Source organism: Sphingobacterium sp. BIGb0116, assembly GCF_024808035.1.
GTDB classification, from domain to species: domain Bacteria; phylum Bacteroidota; class Bacteroidia; order Sphingobacteriales; family Sphingobacteriaceae; genus Sphingobacterium; species Sphingobacterium paramultivorum.
In genome coordinates this window covers 320,410-340,170 of sequence record NZ_JANUDT010000010.1, presented here as the reverse complement: position 1 = coordinate 340,170, position 19,761 = coordinate 320,410, and the positions used below count along the sequence as shown (strand labels likewise).

General features: G+C 39.1%; 13 protein-coding genes. 8 read left to right on the top strand and 5 right to left on the bottom strand.

The genetic code is table 11. The annotated features are described in order from the left end of the window. The first annotated feature begins 45 nt into the window (after positions 1–45). The 8 genes from M2419_RS22890 to M2419_RS22855 all read left to right on the top strand — a co-directional run bounded on the left by M2419_RS22890 (position 46) and on the right by M2419_RS22855 (position 13,121). A complete protein-coding gene (locus M2419_RS22890) occupies positions 46–846 on the top strand; it encodes a tyrosine-protein phosphatase (RefSeq protein ID WP_227550088.1) in 801 nt (266 codons plus the stop codon). 270 nt (positions 847–1,116) lie between these two features. Continuing rightward, positions 1,117–2,700 (top strand): DUF3843 family protein, encoded by a 1,584-nt coding sequence (locus M2419_RS22885; protein WP_159731506.1) that lies wholly within the window; start codon positions 1,117–1,119, stop codon positions 2,698–2,700. A 304-nt stretch (positions 2,701–3,004) separates the two neighbouring features. Further along, a complete protein-coding gene (locus M2419_RS22880; protein WP_153844800.1) occupies positions 3,005–3,559 on the top strand; it encodes an RNA polymerase sigma factor in 555 nt (184 codons plus the stop codon). Between the two features lie 56 nt (positions 3,560–3,615). Further along, positions 3,616–4,572: a FecR family protein gene (locus tag M2419_RS22875; RefSeq protein WP_259255671.1), complete on the top strand. Its 957-nt coding sequence runs from the start codon at positions 3,616–3,618 to the stop codon at positions 4,570–4,572. 3 nt (positions 4,573–4,575) lie between these two features. Then, positions 4,576–7,923: a SusC/RagA family TonB-linked outer membrane protein gene (locus tag M2419_RS22870; RefSeq protein ID WP_259255670.1), complete on the top strand. Its 3,348-nt coding sequence runs from the start codon at positions 4,576–4,578 to the stop codon at positions 7,921–7,923. A 22-nt stretch (positions 7,924–7,945) separates the two neighbouring features. After that, positions 7,946–9,469, top strand: a complete 1,524-nt coding sequence (locus tag M2419_RS22865) for a SusD/RagB family nutrient-binding outer membrane lipoprotein (protein WP_227550089.1) — start codon at positions 7,946–7,948, stop codon at positions 9,467–9,469. 141 nt (positions 9,470–9,610) lie between these two features. After that, positions 9,611–12,088: a phosphocholine-specific phospholipase C gene (locus M2419_RS22860; protein ID WP_259255669.1), complete on the top strand. Its 2,478-nt coding sequence runs from the start codon at positions 9,611–9,613 to the stop codon at positions 12,086–12,088. A 178-nt stretch (positions 12,089–12,266) separates the two neighbouring features. Continuing rightward, positions 12,267–13,121: a PIG-L deacetylase family protein gene (locus tag M2419_RS22855; protein ID WP_259255668.1), complete on the top strand. Its 855-nt coding sequence runs from the start codon at positions 12,267–12,269 to the stop codon at positions 13,119–13,121. 87 nt (positions 13,122–13,208) lie between these two features. Here M2419_RS22855 and M2419_RS22850 read toward each other — a convergent pair whose 3' ends face one another. From M2419_RS22850 to M2419_RS22830, 5 genes are all read right to left on the bottom strand, one after another. Then, positions 13,209–14,552 (bottom strand): TlpA disulfide reductase family protein, encoded by a 1,344-nt coding sequence (locus M2419_RS22850; RefSeq protein WP_153844806.1) that lies wholly within the window; start codon positions 14,550–14,552, stop codon positions 13,209–13,211. A 12-nt stretch (positions 14,553–14,564) separates the two neighbouring features. Further along, positions 14,565–15,791, bottom strand: coding sequence for a thioredoxin family protein (locus tag M2419_RS22845; protein ID WP_259255667.1), 1,227 nt, complete (start codon positions 15,789–15,791; stop codon positions 14,565–14,567). A 45-nt stretch (positions 15,792–15,836) separates the two neighbouring features. Then, positions 15,837–17,330, bottom strand: a complete 1,494-nt coding sequence (locus M2419_RS22840) for a retropepsin-like aspartic protease (RefSeq protein ID WP_259255666.1) — start codon at positions 17,328–17,330, stop codon at positions 15,837–15,839. A gap of 75 nt (positions 17,331–17,405) precedes the next feature. Continuing rightward, entirely contained in the window at positions 17,406–18,968 is a 1,563-nt protein-coding gene (locus tag M2419_RS22835; RefSeq protein ID WP_153844809.1) for a PKD-like family lipoprotein, read from the bottom strand. A 7-nt stretch (positions 18,969–18,975) separates the two neighbouring features. Next, a complete protein-coding gene (locus M2419_RS22830) occupies positions 18,976–19,758 on the bottom strand; it encodes a DUF4843 domain-containing protein (RefSeq protein WP_153844810.1) in 783 nt (260 codons plus the stop codon). Positions 19,759–19,761 lie beyond the last annotated feature (3 nt).

Genomic DNA, 19,761 nt, shown 5'->3' with positions numbered 1-19,761 from the left:
ATAAATTAAGTAAATAGACTAAAAAACGATTTTATACATCACGGTATGGGGATATTTTCAAAACTGTTTGGAAACAAAACTCAGGAATCAAAAGTAAAGGTTGTCGGTAAATTGGCCTTCTTGGAGGTGGATATGCATAACCATATCCTTCCTGGAATAGATGATGGAAGTCAATCAATTGAACAATCATTAGTATTGTTGAAAGGGCTTGGCCGAATGGGCTTCGAGAAATTTATATGTACACCGCATATTATGGATGGTGTACATCCAAATTCGATTCGTACGATTGAAGCTGCTAAGGACAAATTACTAGCTGGTATGGTTGGGCTGCCTAATATGCCGGAAATTCATGCAGCAGCTGAACATATGATTGATGACGGAATCGTGAATCTAATCGGGTCAAATGAACTCTGTGTTATGCCCGGTGGTTATGTGCTTATTGAGATGTCCTATTTACAAGAATCCAAAGCGCTATTTCAAACGATATTGGATATACAAAATCTCGGTTATCAACCTATTTTAGCGCATCCAGAACGTTATAATTATTACCATTATAACTTTAATATGTATAAACAGATTAAGGACGCCGGTTGCATGTTGCAGCTGAACTTGTTGTCTATCAGTCGGTATTATGGTGTTGAGGTGAAATCGGCAGCTTTGACGATGATTAAATCTGGGATGTATGATTTTGTGGGGTCAGACGCACATCATGAACGCCATTTGGCTGCTTTAGAAGATGTGGTGGCTAAATATCCTGTACGTGATTTACTCAAAACATGTCCCATATTGAATCCGTCATTGCAGGACCATTTGGGAAGTAATAAGAATGTGATCGCTACTGGCTAGCATCAAAATATATTAATTGGAGAAAGAGATACCTTTTTAGGTATCTCTTTTTTTGTGATAATTTTATCTGTCCTAGCAGATACCGCCTGCTTTTAGTCCAGTTAGCCTGCTTTGCTGTAAGGACGTATTTTAAATTTTACGAGGGATTCTTGGCTGTTATTTGCTGTTTGTAGTTGCTTTAACTCATGTAGATTATTTTCGTCCGCGTTTGTGTTTTGCCCATATGGATATTTCGAAAATTTGGCTACTTTTGGTTTTAGCATTTTTCATATGAGAGGAAACAGAATTTTTATTCAAGACTGGATAGCACACCATACTTATCAAAAAACAAACGAAATAGATAGTTATTACTTGCGCGTTGCAAATGAAATCAATGATAGTTTATCTACACTATGGTTTGAGGAGCAAGAGACAAATGATCTCATCCATACCGATGCTTTAAAGACATTGAGTATCTATCTAACGTGTTACTTAGAAGACGTTATTGCGAAAACAGGAATTTTTGCTGCTTTTAGAACGATCCATACAGAACTATACAATCAACTTTTGCCTTTTTATAATGATAATGACCTAATGGATTATTATGCTGAGGATATTAATAGTGAAGATATTGCTGTATTGACCTGGTTGTTTTTCAGTGAACGTAATCCACATTTATTTATTGATCCCCGTGGTCGTTTGATCCAATTGGTTACAGATTTGGCCTATTCGATCTTGGAAGAACATTATGAAGTTGCTCCTGAAAATGAAAAGTTAAAACTAGAATATGTTTTGGACGAAGGGGCGAACTATTTTGAAGTCCGTAATTTTATTGAAAAGCTTGTCGCCACAAATTACCTGACAGCGGGTGAATATAACACCAATCTCAATCATTTGATGCAAGTTGCGGAGATAGGGCGATATCAACACGATCAGAATCAGTTACAGCAGATGATCTATCGCGTTCGAGATAACCATTTCAATAATTATAGACTGCATCTGTTTGCATTGAAGGCATCTGAATTTGTAGCTGAGGTGGTTGGCAAAGAACATGCGCTATATGGTATTGTCAAAACTTTAGGTAATCGCATTAATAGCTTTTTTGAATATGTAAAAACGGACGAGCTTTATGTGCATGTAAAACATATCGGTACAAAGTCTGCGTTTAAAATCTTTAAGGACTCTATACAGCAATTTGTTGAACCTACGGAAACCTTATCTTTCTATATGGAAATTGTGCCATGGAAAGATGCTTGGAATCTCTCTGGAATCATGACCGTTGTGAATACCGATGAGGTAAATTTTGATTTACCGGAGCAGTATGAGATGACTTATCGCATTGAGGCCTTGAATGGTAAGGATAAGAGCTTGAAGAAAACGGAAAAGCAGCTGAAAGATATGGGTAAATTGTTCCAGTCAGAGCATAAGGCGGCTGTTGCGTTTATGGAAGGAAAAGAAGTGAAGGAATTTGCAACAGATTTCTTTAAGAAATATCAACAAAAATATCCGAGCAAAGAAGAATCTCCACTTCCAGAATCAAATTTGGATCTTACGGAAGATGCCCAAGTTACGGTGTTCTTTAATCCAAAAACGGGTTTAGAAGTTTTTGGCGGTATAGCGGAATTCTTTCCATTAAAGAATAACAACTTTGTAGAGAAAGATGATCAAAGTGAGGTACCTTATGCACGGTATTTTTTGAATCTTTTGGTTGAAGATTTTTTCCCAAGCGAGTTGCCGAAGTACTATGTTAATCTATTTAAGGCGGAGGTGGATAAACAGTTCTTCTTTCCAGTGGACGATGCGGTACTTGATTTCTTTCTCCGTTTCTATAAGCGAGGAACTTATTTCTTGGGACCATTTCCGTTGTTAAAATAACTTGTGTAGTCGACTAAAGAAATATAGGAATACATAAAAAAGTTCCATTGCCTACCTGCAATGGAACTTTTTTATGTATTTAAGTCAGGCTATTCTTTGCTGTATAAGATTGCGCGGTCTTCTGGCTATTATTTTGTTGATCGAATATCCCATGACACTAGTGTTAATTTAATATAAATTCATTATAATTAAATTGTTACCACTTATATTGCTTGAGCTTACATGCCACACATCCTACGCATTTCATGGGCATATTTTAAAAAATTCTCACTAAACTTGTAGGATCAATTATATGTGATGAAGAATGCCTATTGAAAATAATAATGCCCTGGATTTTAAAACTTTCTTTTTGTTGTATAAGGACAAAGTGTATAAATATGCTTATTTACATCTGAAAGAAGAGCCAGCTGCCGCAGATTTGGTCCAGGAAACATTCTCCCGAATTTGGAAAAAATGGGCGGAATTAGATGGAAATAAAAATCCGCAGTCTTACCTCTATACGATTGCCCGAAACCTTGTGTTTGACGAATTGCGGAAACAAAAGGTCAGATTCCAATTTCAAGCTTCAGATATCGATCAGACCAAATTGGTAGACAATTCGAATGAGGAAGCTATTCGGTTTAAAGATTTGGAGCGAGTTTATCGTGAGGCCATTTCAAAACTCCCAAAAGCGCGACTCGAAATTTTTCTTTTGAGTAAAGAAGAGTTTTTGGATAATCAGGAAATTGCAGATAGGCTTGGGATTTCCGTTAATACCGTTCGAGATCAATTGGTTAAAGGCAATAAGTTCGTTCGGCAATATATTATTGATCATTTTGAGATTTCAATAGCCCTATTGATTTTTTTAAATATTTTTTAGAGCCGCATCGTCTTTCGGTCATCTAGGTACGTATATGTATTTAAAGATGGGCATAGATGATGAATTCCAAAATAGCTGCTTTATATAAAAAATTCCTTAAGGGAGAACTTAGTCCCGAGGAAAACACCATATTTCTTGATTTACTGACATCTTGTGACAGGGATGAACTTCCAGGTGTGGAGGAAGTCGTTGCGTTGGACGATCGCGATTGTGAACTGAACAAAACAACTTCTGAAGATATTTTCTTTACAATTACTGGGACTTCATTGACTCCGTCCGTAATACCTATTTGGAAAAGGCGTTGGTCTGTCATTTCCGCAGCCGCCTGTTTACTGTTGATCAGTCTCGCCTGCCTATTCCAATTTAAAGTTAAGGAACAACATGGGACTACAGCTTCTGAAGTTGTTTATTATTCCAATCCGACAAAATTTGTTAAGCGCCTTGTATTACCAGATGGTACACATGTTTCTCTTCGACAAGGGGCAGAGATTGAATTGTTGTCAGATTTCGATACAGACAGCTTACGTCGGATAAAGCTTTCTGGGGAAGCATTTTTTGAGGTAGCGAGAAACCCGGGGCAACCTTTTGTAATTGCCAGTTCTGGCGACTTTGATGTACGTGTATTGGGTACAGCATTTAATTTAAATTGTTCTGAAGGACGTAGCAGCCTGGTGTTGAATCATGGTAAAGTACGGGTCTCACGTGCCGGACAATATTCTGTTGTTAGTCCCGGTGAGAAAGTCGCCTATGATAAGCAACACAAGCAATTTGATGTATCCAAAGCGGATACGAGCACTGCATCGAACTGGAAAAGTGATCTTTTGTCATTTAATCAAGTTCCACTTACGCAGATCGTAGCCGATCTAAATAATCTTTATCCTGATAGTCATCTCGAATTAATTGATTCTTTCCGGACTGAAAGTTATACCGGTTATCTACCGGCTAGCGATTTGGAAAAATCTCTCAAGATGCTTAATACTGCATTTAATCAAACAATTATCCATAAAAAGTAATTTATGAAAAGAACCAATTACTATTTAAAACTTATGGGAAGTGCGCTGCTCTTTCAGTCGCTCGCACTTCAGACCATGGCCTCACAATTTTCAACCAGTGAAGGAATCGGGAAAATCCTCACGCGAATGGAACAGAAATTCAACGTCAAATTTGGTTATGACGCTTCGATCTCGAACCAAAAGATCAATGAAGCCGCTGACCTTGATAAATTGAAAAAGGAGCAAATTGTTCAATTTATCCAGACAATTTCAGACGGAAATCTTGAGGTCAAAAAAATTGATGAGAAGCTTTATGTGATATCGAGAAAAACTGGCAACGATACTAAGGTGAAAAACGACAAGCCAGTTTCTAACGCTGCCAAAGAGATCCGAGGAAAGGTTGTCGACCAAGAAACGGGGCAGCCTATCGCTGGTGTGACCGTACGGGTTAAAGGGACTGCCATTGCTGTAACTACCGACGGAAGCGGTGTCTTCAAACTGCCAGATACTGCTGACGATGCGATCCTCCAAATTTCCTATATAGGGTATGAAAGTGTTGAAATTTTGTCGACACAAGCAGGCACTATTAAACTAGTCAAATCTTCCGAAGCATTGGAAGAGGTTGTTGTTACAGCGTTGGGAATAAAAAGAGAGCAAAGGGCTTTGGGGTATTCAACTCAAAGTGTGAAGGGAGAAGATTTGACTCGTGTGAAAGGAGTAGATGTCGGAACGACTTTGACCGGACGTATTTCTGGTGTACGTGTTATGAATAGTACAGAATTTAACAAAACACCACAAATCGAAGTACGTGGACTGACACCTATTTTGGTCATTGATGGCGTGGCTTACGAAAATATGGACCTAAGGGATGTCCCTGTCGACAATATCCAGGATATGACGGTCTTGAAAGGAGCTACTGCTACCGCCCTTTATGGAAGTAAGGGACAAGGAGGAGCAATCATGATCACGACCAAAAAAGGTCTAGCAGAGAAAGGAACAGAGATTACGGTGAATACCAATAATATGTTCTTTTCAGGCTATCTTGCGTTGCCTGAGGTACAGCATAGCTATTCTTCGGGCGAGTCCGGAAAATTTAACAATGATGATTATGTCTGGGGGGATAAGTTGGATATTGGCCGAACTGCCGAACAATGGAATCCAATTAGCAAACAGTATGAAGTAAGTGAGCTTACGTCAAGGGGTAAGGACAATTTTAAAAACTTTTTGGAACCAGGCTTCATCACCAACAATACAGTCAGCTTTACTAATCAAGGGGACCATGGAAGCATAAGAACATCCATTAACCATATTTATAATAAAGGACAGTATCCCAATCAAAAGTTGAACCTGACAAATATTTCGGTGACAGGAACAACCAAGATCAGCGAGAAATTTGACTTGGAAACTAGGCTTGGGTATAACCGAAGTTCTTCCTCTAATAATTTTGGTTCTGGCTATAATGATCAAGGATACATCTATAATATCTTAGTGTGGACCGGCCCTGAATATAATTTGAAAGATTACAAAGACTATTGGCTGGTGAAAGACCAGTCTCAAAATTGGATGTATAAAGGATGGTATGACAATCCATACTTGATCGCGCACGAAAAAACTACTCCCGAATTAGTCAATAAGGTGAATGCTGCTGTTACCTTGAATTATAAGGTTAACGATTGGGCGAAATTCATGGTGCGATCTGGTTATGATTATTATGGCAAGTCAAGGACTCAGCAAAATCCGATCGGAATATATGGAACACGGGGCGGATTTGAAGATTTTGGTGGATTTGATAGTAAAGGGAAGTATATGAAAGCCGATTATGATGGCTTTGCGACGACGAATGATGCGATCTTTACTGCCAAGAAAAATTTTGGCGACTGGGGAGTTGATGGATTATTAGGGGGGTCTATTTTCTATAGCAAGGATAATAATTTGATCGCGAATACGGTTAACGGTTTGTCAATTCCAGGATTTTATTCATTACGGAATTCAATCGATCCGGCAAAAGCGGTTGAGTCGCGTGTTAAAGAAATGCGGAATGGCCTTTATGGACGTCTATCTTTGTCTTGGCGAAATGCGATCTTTTTGGAAGCTACTGGACGTAATGATTGGGTATCAACGTTAACGAAGGATCATCGCTCTTATTTTTATCCTTCAGTTTCAGGAAGTGTTGTGGTTACGGACCTGCTTCCATCAAAGCCTCTCTGGTTGGACATGTTCAAGGTGCGGGGATCTTGGGCTATTACAAAATCTGTACTGAATCCATATGAGATAAATTCAACTTTTACGGTAACAAGCAATGTTTGGAATGGCTTGCCAACAGCCTCCTATCCGAATATTATCAAAGACTATTCGATTTCACCTACGCAACGCGATTTGACGGAGTTCGGGTTTGACTTCGCGGTATTGAACAATCGGTTGTATGGTAATTATACCCGCTACTATCGTTTATTACACAATCAGATTGTCAAAGCTAAGATTTCAAAAACTACAGGATTTGAGGAGCGCTTGATAAATACAAAGGAAGAGGAGATGACTAAAGGGCATGAAATCACATTGGGAGGTACACCGATTAAGCGTGAAAATTTCCAATGGGATATTACGATGAACCTTTCTCAGAACATGCGCTATTTCCACAAGTTAGATCCTCAATATTCAAAAGATGCATTATATGTTAAGGAAGGATTGCGGGCCGATTATATCGAATATAAGGACTGGGAGCGTTCTCCGGATGGACAGATGATACTAAATAGTTCTGGGATGCCAATTTCAGCTCAGTATGCCAATCAATTAATAGGATATACTGCGCCAAAATGGTTTTGGGGTTTTTCAAATCAGTTTCGTTATAGAGACTTCTCATTTGGTTTTAGCCTAGATGGTCGAATTAAAGGGATGTCCTACTCAACAATGAATGGTCGTTTATGGCAGACAGGTTCTCATCCTGATTCAGATACACCATACCGTTATGAGGAGGTGGTTAATGGCAATAAAACCTTTATCGCTCCGGGTGTTAAAATTGTTTCCGGTAGTGTGACCTATGATAAATACGGTCAGATTACAGAGGATACGCGTGTATTTGCTCCAAATGATAAAGTGGTTTCATATGAGGGGTATTACAAACGAGCCTATTCAGGCCGATGGAATTATTGGGACGAAACATTCATTAAACTTCGTGAATTGTCGCTTAGTTACCGAATGCCCGATAAGATCGCTTCGAAGTTTAAAGCGAAACGCGCCAGTGTCGGTGTGACGGGGCAAAATTTATTGTTGTGGACCAAAGAGTTTCGTTTCTCAGATCCAGATGTTGGTTCTGAAGATTTAAGTTCACCATCGATGCGTTACATTGGTTTCAATATTAACCTAACTTTTTAAAAATTACATGACAAATATGAACATGAAAAGATTATTGACGTATATCACCCTAGGTACTTTGGTGATGTCGACAAGTTGTTCCAAATTTGATGAGATCAATACCAATCCTGAGACACCATCGGTTGTTAAACCTTCCATGTTGGCTACTCGTATAATATTAAATTTGGCACGCCAATCCTCAACTAAAGGTTTTATGCAGCCTTATATGCTTACCAAAGAGATTGCTTGGACAGAATTAACAGAGGGATATCAATACAATAGCCTCGGCGAATGGGATATCTCGATGACCTCGATCAACGATGCTCATTTTATGGGAGAGTTTGCAACAAGCGAAAAACTCAAGAACTCGTATAATGGTCTGATGTATTTTGCGCGTGCCATGAAGTTTTACGAGGGGACAATGAGTGTTGGAGATATTCCCTATAAAGATGCATTAAAAGGGGAAACGGATAAAGTTTATTTTCCTAAATATGATACTCAAAAAGATGTTTTTCTGGGTATTTTGAATGAATTGGAGCTTGCAGATAAACTCTTTTCGGAAGGTGAAAAATTTGATGGTGATCCATTGTTCGCTGGAGACGTCACGAAATGGCGCAAATTGGTAAACAGCTTTGCATTAAATGTTCTTATTCAATTAAGCAAAAAAGAAAGTGATGCCGATCTGAAGATAAAAGATCGTTTTAAATCAATCTTGACCAGTAAACCGATCTTTGGTAGTAATGCAGATAATTTTCAAGTCGTTCATGAGGACAAAGCCAGCCAAACTTATCCTTTTTATAAGATTAGTAATAGCTTTGTTATTTATCCTATTGTTTCGACAGAGGTTATTGACCGATTGAAACAATATCAAGATAGAAGATTGTTTTATTATGCGAATCCTTCCGCATTACAGATCACAAACGGTAAACAGTCTAATGATTTTAGCGCGTACATAGGGACAGATCCTTCTCTTTCCTTTAGTGAAATTGCTGAGTTAAAGAAGAAAAATGATTATTCTAAATTGAATGACCGTTATACGGAACTAGTTAGTGGTGAACCAACACAACAATACAGTTATGCACATCTATGTTTTGTGATAGCTGAAGCTGCCGCAAGGGGCTGGGTTGCCGAATCTTCCGTTAATTGGTATAAGAAAGGAATTGAAGCCGCAATGAAATTTATAGCGGATAATACGCCGAATACGGCTCAATATACCCATAATATGCCATTGGATGCCAACTACATCAATACAGCAGTAGCAACTTATGGAAATCAATTTCCGGTTGTACTCGAAGCACAACTGGAGGCTATTATGACACAAAAATATTTAGCCAGTTACTTGCAGGGTCGTATGACCCCATATTATGATTACAGAAGAACGGGCTATCCTAAATGGAAAATCAATCCAACATCAAGTTTGAATTCAGTCGCACCGGATAAAATACCGATGCGGTGGCGTTACCCATCATTAGAGTACAATTATAATTCTGCAAATTTGGACGAGGCAATGCAGCGCCAATATAAAGGCAATGATGAGATCAACCAATTGATGTGGCTTTTGAAATAGACCATTTGGAAAAACAATCCCCGCAAATGAGATCAATCGTTTGCGGGGATTGTTTGTTAAAAACGTTACATAAAAAAAGGTAGCGAATGAATATATTCGCTGTAGACCATTGAATTTAGTAGAGAGACAACAAATTTATTTATGGATAGCAGAAGAGATTTTATCAAGAAGGCTTCATTGTTAGCTGGTGTTTTTGGCTTACAGAGTGCTATGCCAGATGCCATACAGCGAGCATTGGCGATTGAACCTATAACAGGAAGTACCTTTTTAGATGCCGAACATATTGTATTATTGATGCAAGAGAATCGTTCTTTTGATCATAGTTTTGGAACACTTCGTGGGGTTCGGGGATTCAATGATCCACGAGCGATTAAATTACCTAATGGTAACCCCGTATGGTTGCAGTCGTCGGCTGCAGGTAAGACCTATTCGCCGTTTCGACTGGATATCAAAAACTCAAATGCTGCCTGGACCGGAAATTTACCACATTCCTGGGAAAACCAGATGGCAGCCCGTAATCAGGGAAAACACGATAACTGGATCGAAGCGAAGCGTCCGGGGGGAAAGGTCCTGAAAGAGATTCCTTTGACGATGGGTTATTATACACGTGAAGATATTCCTTTTTATTATGCATTGGCTGATGCTTTTACAATCTGTGACCAGCATTTCTGTTCATCTATTACAGGTACAACAACCAATAGGCATTTCTTTTGGACGGGAACCTGTGTGCCGCATAAAGGGGCGAAGCCATTGGTGCGGAATTCAGATATCTATTTTAATCGTTGGGCACATTGGAAGACTTTTCCTGAGCGCTTGGAAGAAGCAGGGATCTCCTGGAAAGTCTACCAAAATGAAGTCAGCATAGAAAGCGGCTTAGACGGTGAGGATCTGTTGGGTAATTTCACGGACAATAATTTGGAATGGTTTGCGCAATATCACATTGAATTTAAGAAAAGCCATCTTGATTTTATGCGTAAACGTATTGCAGAATTACCCGCGGAGATTCAAGAACTTGAAAAAGCATTAGCGAATAATAGCTCCGAGAGTGTCCAGAAAACACAGAATAAACTCAAGCAGAAGCAGGAGCAGCTGAATAGCTACCAAAAACATTTGGCACGTCTTACGGATCATGCTTTTCAGCAGCTTCCTAAAGAACAGCGTGCCTTGCATGAACGCGCTTTTCAAACGAACGAGGGTGATTCTTTCTATCGTGAGACAAGCGTGGTGACACATGAAGGTGAAAAGATTACTGTTCCTAAGGGAGATGTTTTACACCAATTTAGACATGATGTGAAATCTGGGAAGTTACCTGCAGTGTCTTGGCTTGTAGCACCACAAAGCTTCTCAGATCATCCGAGTGCCCCTATGTATGGAGCTTGGTATGTATCGGAGCTTTTGAATATTCTGACAGAGAATCCCGAAATCTGGAAGAAGACTATTTTTATTCTGAACTATGATGAGAATGATGGTTATTTTGACCATATTCCTCCTTTTGTAGCACCTAACCCAGCAGATAGCCATTCAGGAAAGACTTCGCCGGAATTAGATTATAGTGGTGAATATGTGAGTTTAGCACAGGAGCTTGCCGACGGCGAAGAAAAAGATAATGCGACGGAAGGTCCAGTAGGGCTCGGTTACCGCGTGCCTTTGATTGTGGCGTCACCTTGGTCAAAAGGCGGTTGGGTCAATTCGGAGATTTGCGATATCACATCGACGATTCAGTTTATGGAGCATTTCTTTGAGAAAAAGTTGGGCAAGCATGTGAAAGAGGAGAATATCAGCTCTTGGCGCCGGGCCATTACAGGTGATTTGACATCGATATTTCGGAAAGCTGAGGGAGCGAATGCTGTTGATTTGCCTTTCCTTGATCGGAATCAGCAGATTTATGCGATTGATCAGGCGAAATCGAAACCGCTACCTAATAATTTTCATGTTTGGTCGAAAGAGGATGCCGCAGGATTGCGGTCTAAAGGTCATTCCACTTTACTGGCAAGACAGGAGAAAGGTCAGAAAAACTCCAGCGCGTTGGCTTACGAGCTTTATGTCAAAGACTCATTTGCTAAGGAACACAATCAGATTCATCTGACACTAGAGGCCGGTAATAAGGTCTTTGGTAGTAAATCGCTAAACAGCCCATTTAATGTCTATAGTGGACCGAGTTATAAAGACGGAGTGAAATTTTGGCCATTTGCAGTTGTCGCTGGTCAGGAGCTAAGCTTTGACTGGAACTTGGCGGACTTTAAAGATCACTACTACGATTTGACTGTGTACGGACCTAATGGTTTTATGCGCGGATTTAAAGGACAGGAGGAACCCTTATCTGTTGGAGCGACCTATGAAATAGGGAAGAAAGGTCTTTTGACAGGTAATCTTGTACTGGAGGTCCATAACAAAGGGAAAAAATCATTTCAAGTACATGTAGAAGATAATGCTTACAGCACCTGGAAAAAATCTATTGTACTTGCGGCAGGGAAATCTACGAAGTGGATTGTGGAATCTCATAAAACCCATGGTTGGTATGATGTGACGCTGCACGTGGAGGGAACCAAATTTGTACGCCAGTTTGCGGGGCGTGTGGAAACGGGTAATCATTCGAAAACTGACCCTCAGTTGGGATAATAAGCAAACAATTCATCGATAAGTGGTATCTGTTGGCGGTACTTCTTTAACTATGCGATCCTAGTTCTACAGTGGGCTAGGATCTTTTTTTGTGCCTGTATAGGAAGTCAATCATTTGTTTGTTATGATGAATTTAGTTAAATTCATCATACACTTTGACTTACCAGAAATTTTAACCATGATTAGACTTTTTTTATTCGCTGCATTGTTCTTATTGCAGACTACACTAAGTGTGGCTGAAAAGAGCCTAAAGATAATGATCATCTTTGCGCATCCTGATGAAGGCGAGAAATATACGGGCGGTATTGCTGCTTTGTATACAAAAATGGGGCATCAAGTAAAATTTATGTCGCTAACAAACGGAGATGCGGGTCATTATGCGATGAATCCAGTTGAATTAACTAAGATGCGCTATCAGGAGGTTATGGAGTCTAAACGAATATTGGCATTAGATGCTTATGAAGTACTGGATTATCATGATAAATATCTGAAAAATACAAAAGAGGCACAGGAGAAGGTTATCAAGAGTATTCAAGACTGGCAGGCCGATGTTGTATTTACATATTACCCTGCGGAAGGAGGGCATATAGATAATATGACCGCCGGTTATATTGTTCGTGATGCAGCACCAAACCTACAGATGAAGAAAAAGCCTGTCTTTGTATATGTTCGTGACTATCACACCATCAAATTTTCATATATACCTGATTTTGCTGTTGCCATTGATCCTGTTTGGCCGGTTAAACTAGCCGCTTTAGGGGCTCATCGATCTCAGCTTGCGGATGTTATTCCCCATAGTATGGGGATTTTGGATGAAGTTAGGGCAGATCCTAAGAAACAGAAGAAAATAATCTATGACAATGCATATCCATTCAGTAGTGTTACCGACATTAATCGACCAGCGCTGCTCAAGTGGTATGGAAAGGATAGTGCCGGGATAAAGTATATTGAATCCTATGAAATTGCTGAATTTGGACGTCAACTCGAGGATAAGGAGATGCCTTTATTTTTTCCAATGCTGTCTCAGAGATGAGGATTATTGCTACTTGAAAGATGCTTTGTTTTAAGAAAGGCCATCCTTGGATAGCCTTTCTTTAGGTAAATGTATGGCTGGATTTTCCTATTTTTTACTCCATTCTTCGAGTAGTGCCTTCAATTTAGGGTCGCTTGGTCTCGGACTGTCGGCTGAGATCAGGTTGCCAGATTTGTCGATGAGGATATAACGTGGAATCGAGTTGACTTTATAGGCGTCTGATAGGGTATTTCCAGATCCTGCGTGTAATTGGATACCTTTTAAGTTTTTTTCTTTAATATAAGCCTCCCATTTGGGTTTATCTTGATCAACGGAAACTCCAACAAAAGCGACTGATTTGTCTTTGAATTCCTCGTTCAATTTTTCCCAATGTGGTTCTTCTGCACGACAGGGACCACACCAGGTTGCCCACATATCGATTAAAACAACTTTACCTTTTAAGTCCGCAAGGCCAACTTTTTGACCGCTGATATTCGGATAGCTAAACTGAAATGCAGGTACACCAGTTTTTGTCTCGACAAGCTTAGCTTCAACAATCTTTGCACGTTCAATCTGCTCAGGTAAAGTAAAGTATTTTCTATAGGTATTATTCATTTCCTGAAAGTCGCTGTAAGAGCGTGCTCCTTCTAGACGTTGTAGCACATATTGTCCTTTAAGCACATCGGGACCTATCGCAGCAACCTGTTGATCAAATGTCGGTTTCGTTGCCAAGTCTAACTTCCTGTACACCATATTACTCATGAAACGATCTCCGTAAGGAAATTTAAGAAGCTCAGTTGTGAGAAAGCGATCTGCATTAAATTGCGTATAATAATCGCTCATTTCCTCTTTGCTCGGGTGTGCCGTACGGGGCATGTATAAATAGGAGATGGCATAATAAGCAAAATCGTAATCTACTATTTCAGGGAAAAATTTATCGAAATTTGTGTTTCCGGTTTTGACTGCTTTTTTGATACCATCGAGTTTTCCTTTGAATTGTTCCACCTCGGGGAAGAAATCTACATAGGTACTCATACCTCCCGGTGTTGTTCCTTTATCATGGAAACTTTTTGAAAGTTTATCCCAATGATAAAGCGCCTCATTTTCGGGACTATTCTTGCCAATAAGTTCATATTCACTCGGTGTCAATGTTAGATTAAGATCCTCACTGCCTTTGAAATAGAAGCGGAACAATCCCTGTTGATTTTGCGCGGTTCCGCTACCAATCGAATATAAGCCTTCATACTCTGGTGTGAAACGGAATCCAAATCGACCAGCAGCATCCGGAATAGCTGTTGCAATTTCTTTTAGCCGTCCATTAAGTACTTTGAATAGGCCTACACGTTTTACTTTAATAGGATCTGTTGTTCCGGTAACATTGCTCGGTTGTTGTGCTAGCACAACAACCGATGAAACGAATGTCGTCAATAATAAAATGGTTTTTCTGATCATGATTGAATTGGTTTAACTAAGTGTAAATGGAATAATTTTCTTGATATCTTTCGCTTGAAATAAATCTGGATTCTTTTTGTCTATGGCATCTTTCAAGGCAAGTATTTCTTTTTTTAATGTGGAATGACTGGAGCTAGACAGATCAGCGTTTAAGAGTGTTTGCACAGATTTTGTCGCGTTTTTAAAGTCTTTTAGATAGTAATAAAGTAAGGTCAAGCGGTAGTTATCGATGGCATCTAGTTGCTGCATACTTTGCTGTTGCTGGTATTCGGCTAATATTTTATTTAGTATTTTAGGCTCCTTTGCTTGGTCTATGATGACTTGTCCCAATGCATTGCTTCTAAGATCCCAAGTCGTGTAAAGATTGAATTGCGTGATCAATTTCATATAGGTATTGGCATCTTTGGAGCTTGTGTAATAATTGGAGATAAATGCGGGTAAAAAGATATCCCAAAGTTTGTCATTAAAAGTTGGACGAATATACGTGAGCATGCTTTCTAAGCTGTCCAGCTGTTGCGTAGAACCATATTGTTTGCTTTTCTTTGATGCCATTGCTGAAATTTTATTCCGAAGTAGATTACTACCGTACATCTTGATGAGTTGAGGTAGGTGTGTGTAAACCCAATCGTTGTATTTCGGGAGTGAGGTAACGCTATTGGCTAAAAATGCTGCTTCGCCGAAAAGGTCTTTTTGTTGATCCAGATAGCCTTCTAATTCTGCAAAATCGTGCTTCTCACCGGTCTTGATAAACCGCTCACTATAGGCCGCTGGATAGTTATTGTCCAGACTATTATTAAAGGCTAGAAATAATTCGGATTTGCTGCGTTGAACGGCTTCTTTTAACAAGGGGACAAATCGGTCTACCCCAAAGAACCCTGATTCGGTCAATAGCGTTTTTCCATCTGGATTTACAATAACATAAGTTGGGAAACCGGGGGCACCGTATTTTCGGGCCAGCCTTTTGCCGTCCATCTCCTTCATCACGTCGGTTTTGTAGAGAATATAATTGGCTTTGAGTTCACTGACCACAGCAGGGTCTGGGAATACTTGCTTATCCATTTCCGCACAGGGCATACATCCGACAAAGTAAAGGTCAATAAGGATAAGTTTGTTCTCTTTTTTTGCCAGCGCTTGACATTCGGCATAAGTTCCTTGAACTATTTTTTCTTGCGCATGCAACAGGCATGACAAGAGCAGACCACAACAGGTTGCGACCATATAAAAGATATTTTTTTTCATCTAATCTGTGTTTTGTGCGATTGTATATTTAGGACCTCTCAGTTGTTAAATTGTAATTGTTTTATTGTCCGCAACTGTAATTACAATGGGCTGTTCCTTTGCTTTTAGTCTTATTTCTTCAATCAGCATCGGTTTTTTCTTAAGTTGATCTTCGGTGTAATTGTCGATCCTTTGAATTATGGTCCCTGCTTTTAAGCCATCGGGGTTTTCAAGGGCACCTATTATTCCTAAAGCTTTCAGTCGACCAACATTGTCCCATCCAAATTGATAGTTTTTTACCAGAAAGTCTTGTGGGGCGGTATGTAGCTTATTCGGTGAAAAATGGACCTCATTATCTGCTAGATTGATTGTGATATTGTATCTGCTGAGGAGGCGGACGCCTATGGATCCATCAAATCCTGGCTTCCATTGCTCGTTTGCAGAACTACCTCCCATTAATGTAATGGGTAAACCTTTTACGGCGGGTAGTGGTGAAATAGCAAATTGATAACTGTTACCGGAGAAGGTCGGCGAAGAGACGCCCATGCTTACGGTTGCTGCCTGAGCTTCGGGCTTAAATCCACTGACAAGTAACTTATTTTGGCGTACAAAAGGGCGGAAACAGATGAGGTCATAGGATGCTCCGGTATCGAATACAAAATGTCCTGTATACGTTTTACCTTGTATGATTTCAAGTTGACCGGGAAGAATCATTACTCCCGCGGGCATTGTAATCGGAACGGTAGTTCCTTTGTCTTTATATTGAAAATCTCCAAAATCATACAGCGAAATTAAGTTTTTGTCGTAATCGATGTGGGTAATAAATTGACGAATTAATGTATTACCAATGATACCATCACCTTCTTTACCTATTTCTGGGAATATCGCAATACCCTGTCCGTTTAATTTTAAGGTGTCTAATAGAATGCTGTTATTGTCCGACACTTGAATTTTGGTATTGCCACCAACCACAGAAGCATTATTCTCTCTTGTGACCTTTAGGCCAATAGCATCGGCTAATTGTTGATTTACAGCCATGCCGTCCGCTCCAGTATCAAACAATAGTCGTAATGGTTTTTCGTATCCGTTGATTTTGACCTGGAGATAAATGGAGCCGTTCTTGTTTTCGAAGGGGATAATAGCACGTAATTGTGCTTTTTCCTTACGTTGCATACCGTAGAGTTGGTCAAATAGGGAATGGCGCACTAACTTGCCCGATTTATCGAGAAACGCTTCTGTATTACGCTGTTTATCGGCCCCAGATGTGATGTTCAATTGCAAGGTAGTTCCCTTTGCTGTTTTTTTTTCTGATGTAACCTCAATTTTTGAAACCGGGTAATTTTTGACAATCTGGTTTAAGCGAAACTGGGCTCCAGCATCAGTATGTCCAGCGATGGAGAAGTTGGGTGCCAATTCTCCAGCTATGAAAGCGGTGTCTTTCTGCTGGAACGTTTGAAGCAGTTTTTGGGTAAATATTTCTGTAGATTGTGCATAGCTACTGAACCAAGCTAAGGCACATAACCCAGATAAAATTGATTTTTTTGTTTGTATATACCACATAAAATTGGTTTTAAATACTTTTAACCATCGGTGTTTCTTAGAACCTTAGAGATGGCTTTAGATTTCCATAATGAATTAATAGGTACTCGGATAACTACTTTCAGATACCCTTGGCGAGATATATAAAATTGATCTGGCGGAACCAGTTCCTTCTAAAACTTGAGTGGGAACAGATTCTAAATTTCCAGAGTTTTTCTTAAACATTCTTATTTTATAGTTTGATCCAGATTTACTTCCTATGATAAAGAAATTGAAATTGTATTCCGGCTCGGTTGTGACGGCATATTTTAGATGTTTGATAAAAGTGACTTGTTCTCCACTTGGTACGGCATATTGTAATTGTTCAAAACCATTGCTAAGATTTCTGCTGTAAACATTGTTATTGGTGACAAAATATAATAGATTTTCATCTTCAGTCAACAAGGTATATAGTGAGGCATTCTGTAATAGAGAGCTCGAGCTTAAAGTTTCACTTTTAATAGTCAATTTTGTTCTGTCGCCTTCTAGAAAACACAAGGATTTTAAGGAAGGATCCGTTTTATCTTTCAAAATAGCGTATCCCTGTCTTTTAGAATAGTAATCCGGTGCTGGTAGGTATGTGGTGGATTTGAATCCTAAATATAAAGCTGTTTTATTGTTTTTGACCGTAGGTAATGTATTTCCATCAACACTTGAGAAAGTCGTCAATGTAGATCCCGATCCATTTACAAGCGTAACAAATGAACTACTGTTGTTATCAAATAAAATAGGATCTACACTATATTGGCTTGCAAAATAAGGGGATAGGCTATATGGGCTATTATTGTCGTCATATCTTACTTTGCTCCCAAATTGCCCTTTATTTACGCTATTGGAGTAGATATTGTATAATTCACCTCTATTAATAAGATATATGGCAGAATTTCCAACAAATGCACTCACTGGGGGAGCGATGTTTTGGTCTCCACCTATAAATAGTGTTGATTTGTCTCTGATTGTTTTTAAATTATTAATGCCTACAGCTTGTACATCTTTTTCTGTGGTGATAAATAAGGTTCTCGTATTTGCATATGTTGTAGGGTTCAAGATATTACTTTTGTATGCAGATGTAAAACTGAAATTACTTGCTTTGCCCTGAAGTTTAGAACCATTCGCTGTGCTAAGCGCGTTTTCGATTTTTCCATTGACCATGATACTTTGGGGGGTTAAAAAAAGATCTAGATCTGAATTTGCACCGTCATCTTTCAGTATGTACCAACCTCTAGTAAAAGCAGTAGCGACCGTTAGTGTTGTAGTTTTATATTGGGTGTATCCTGTTCTTTTATTCTTTGCAAGGAACACCAGCACCCAGTCTTTTGCGTCTTCATGGACTGCATATTTTAGATTTTTCGTATGACTAATTGTGTCTACTGGAGCCGATCGACCTTGCACATTTGTTTCATATATGCCCCAGCTATATTCTAAATCACCATCTTTGTTTGAGCTGATCTGTGGTTCAATCTTGATGGTATCTTGAAATGCAACTGCTGTATACTTGTCTTCGATACCTTCAATTTCAATGTACTCTTCTGTATTGTATGTGTAGTTGCTTTTATCTTTAGCACAAGAGGAGACAATTAGTGTAAGTCCAATTAGTAAATAATAGAGAAACTTTTTCATATTCGTTTTAGTTTGGAAAGGTGATTAATTCTCCATTTTCATCTTTTAATGGATTGCCCGGGTGTGCATTATTGTAATCGATCAATGCAGTGCCAAGGAAAGATTTATAATAGTTGATTAGATCTATAGCGCTATATACTTCTGAAAAAAAATTATCGTCCCATCTTTCTTGTGTAGTCTCAATCATAAATTGATGTTTTCGGACACTATATGCTCCAAAATAGTATTGAGAGATCGTAGTTGTCCAATTATTGGGTTTATTTAGACGATCTGTTATTTGGAGCTTACGCCAGAGTTTGCTGTTTTCTCCGAGCTTGAAATTGTTGTTTTCTACTAATTGAAATCCGAGATTTATCGTTTTGGCTTTTAATTCTGGATCGCGTAAGATAACAATTGGAACCTTTGCATGTACTGAATCGGCATTGATGCTATATGCATTTGTGAGACTCGGGTCGTCAAATGCTACATAATGTTTTCCGGGGATAGCATTATCGACATTTGGTAGATTTATTTGCTCAATTTTATAGCTGCGGTCTGTTTTGGACAATTTACCAATTGTATAAATGTCGAAGTATATGGTATCCCTAGTGATTTTTTCAGCATCGTAATAGAAAGTCGCACCTTTTAATGTATCCTGATATTCCGAAACAGTCGTTCCTCGCGGTACGATAGGAGGCCCAAACTGAATACGAGCTTCATCGTTAAAAATATAGTACTCATCTTTTGCACAGGAGATAAATATTATGGTGCATACTGAGAGCATAAATAGTATAGATTTATAGTTGTTCATTGT

Bases quoted from the DNA above. Each gene is read 5' to 3' on its own strand.
- M2419_RS22855 (WP_259255668.1), top strand. From the start codon at position 12,267: ATGATTAGACTTTTTTTATTCGCTGCATTGTTCTTATTGCAGACTACA.
- M2419_RS22885 (WP_159731506.1), top strand. From the start codon at position 1,117: ATGAGAGGAAACAGAATTTTTATTCAAGACTGGATAGCACACCATACT.
- M2419_RS22830 (WP_153844810.1), bottom strand. From the start codon at position 19,758: ATGAACAACTATAAATCTATACTATTTATGCTCTCAGTATGCACCATA.
- M2419_RS22890 (WP_227550088.1), top strand. From the start codon at position 46: ATGGGGATATTTTCAAAACTGTTTGGAAACAAAACTCAGGAATCAAAA.
- M2419_RS22880 (WP_153844800.1), top strand. From the start codon at position 3,005: ATGCCTATTGAAAATAATAATGCCCTGGATTTTAAAACTTTCTTTTTG.
- M2419_RS22860 (WP_259255669.1), top strand. From the start codon at position 9,611: ATGGATAGCAGAAGAGATTTTATCAAGAAGGCTTCATTGTTAGCTGGT.
- M2419_RS22835 (WP_153844809.1), bottom strand. From the start codon at position 18,968: ATGAAAAAGTTTCTCTATTATTTACTAATTGGACTTACACTAATTGTC.
- M2419_RS22875 (WP_259255671.1), top strand. From the start codon at position 3,616: ATGATGAATTCCAAAATAGCTGCTTTATATAAAAAATTCCTTAAGGGA.
- M2419_RS22850 (WP_153844806.1), bottom strand. From the start codon at position 14,552: ATGATCAGAAAAACCATTTTATTATTGACGACATTCGTTTCATCGGTT.
- M2419_RS22840 (WP_259255666.1), bottom strand. From the start codon at position 17,330: ATGTGGTATATACAAACAAAAAAATCAATTTTATCTGGGTTATGTGCC.
- M2419_RS22870 (WP_259255670.1), top strand. From the start codon at position 4,576: ATGAAAAGAACCAATTACTATTTAAAACTTATGGGAAGTGCGCTGCTC.
- M2419_RS22845 (WP_259255667.1), bottom strand. From the start codon at position 15,791: ATGAAAAAAAATATCTTTTATATGGTCGCAACCTGTTGTGGTCTGCTC.
- M2419_RS22865 (WP_227550089.1), top strand. From the start codon at position 7,946: ATGAAAAGATTATTGACGTATATCACCCTAGGTACTTTGGTGATGTCG.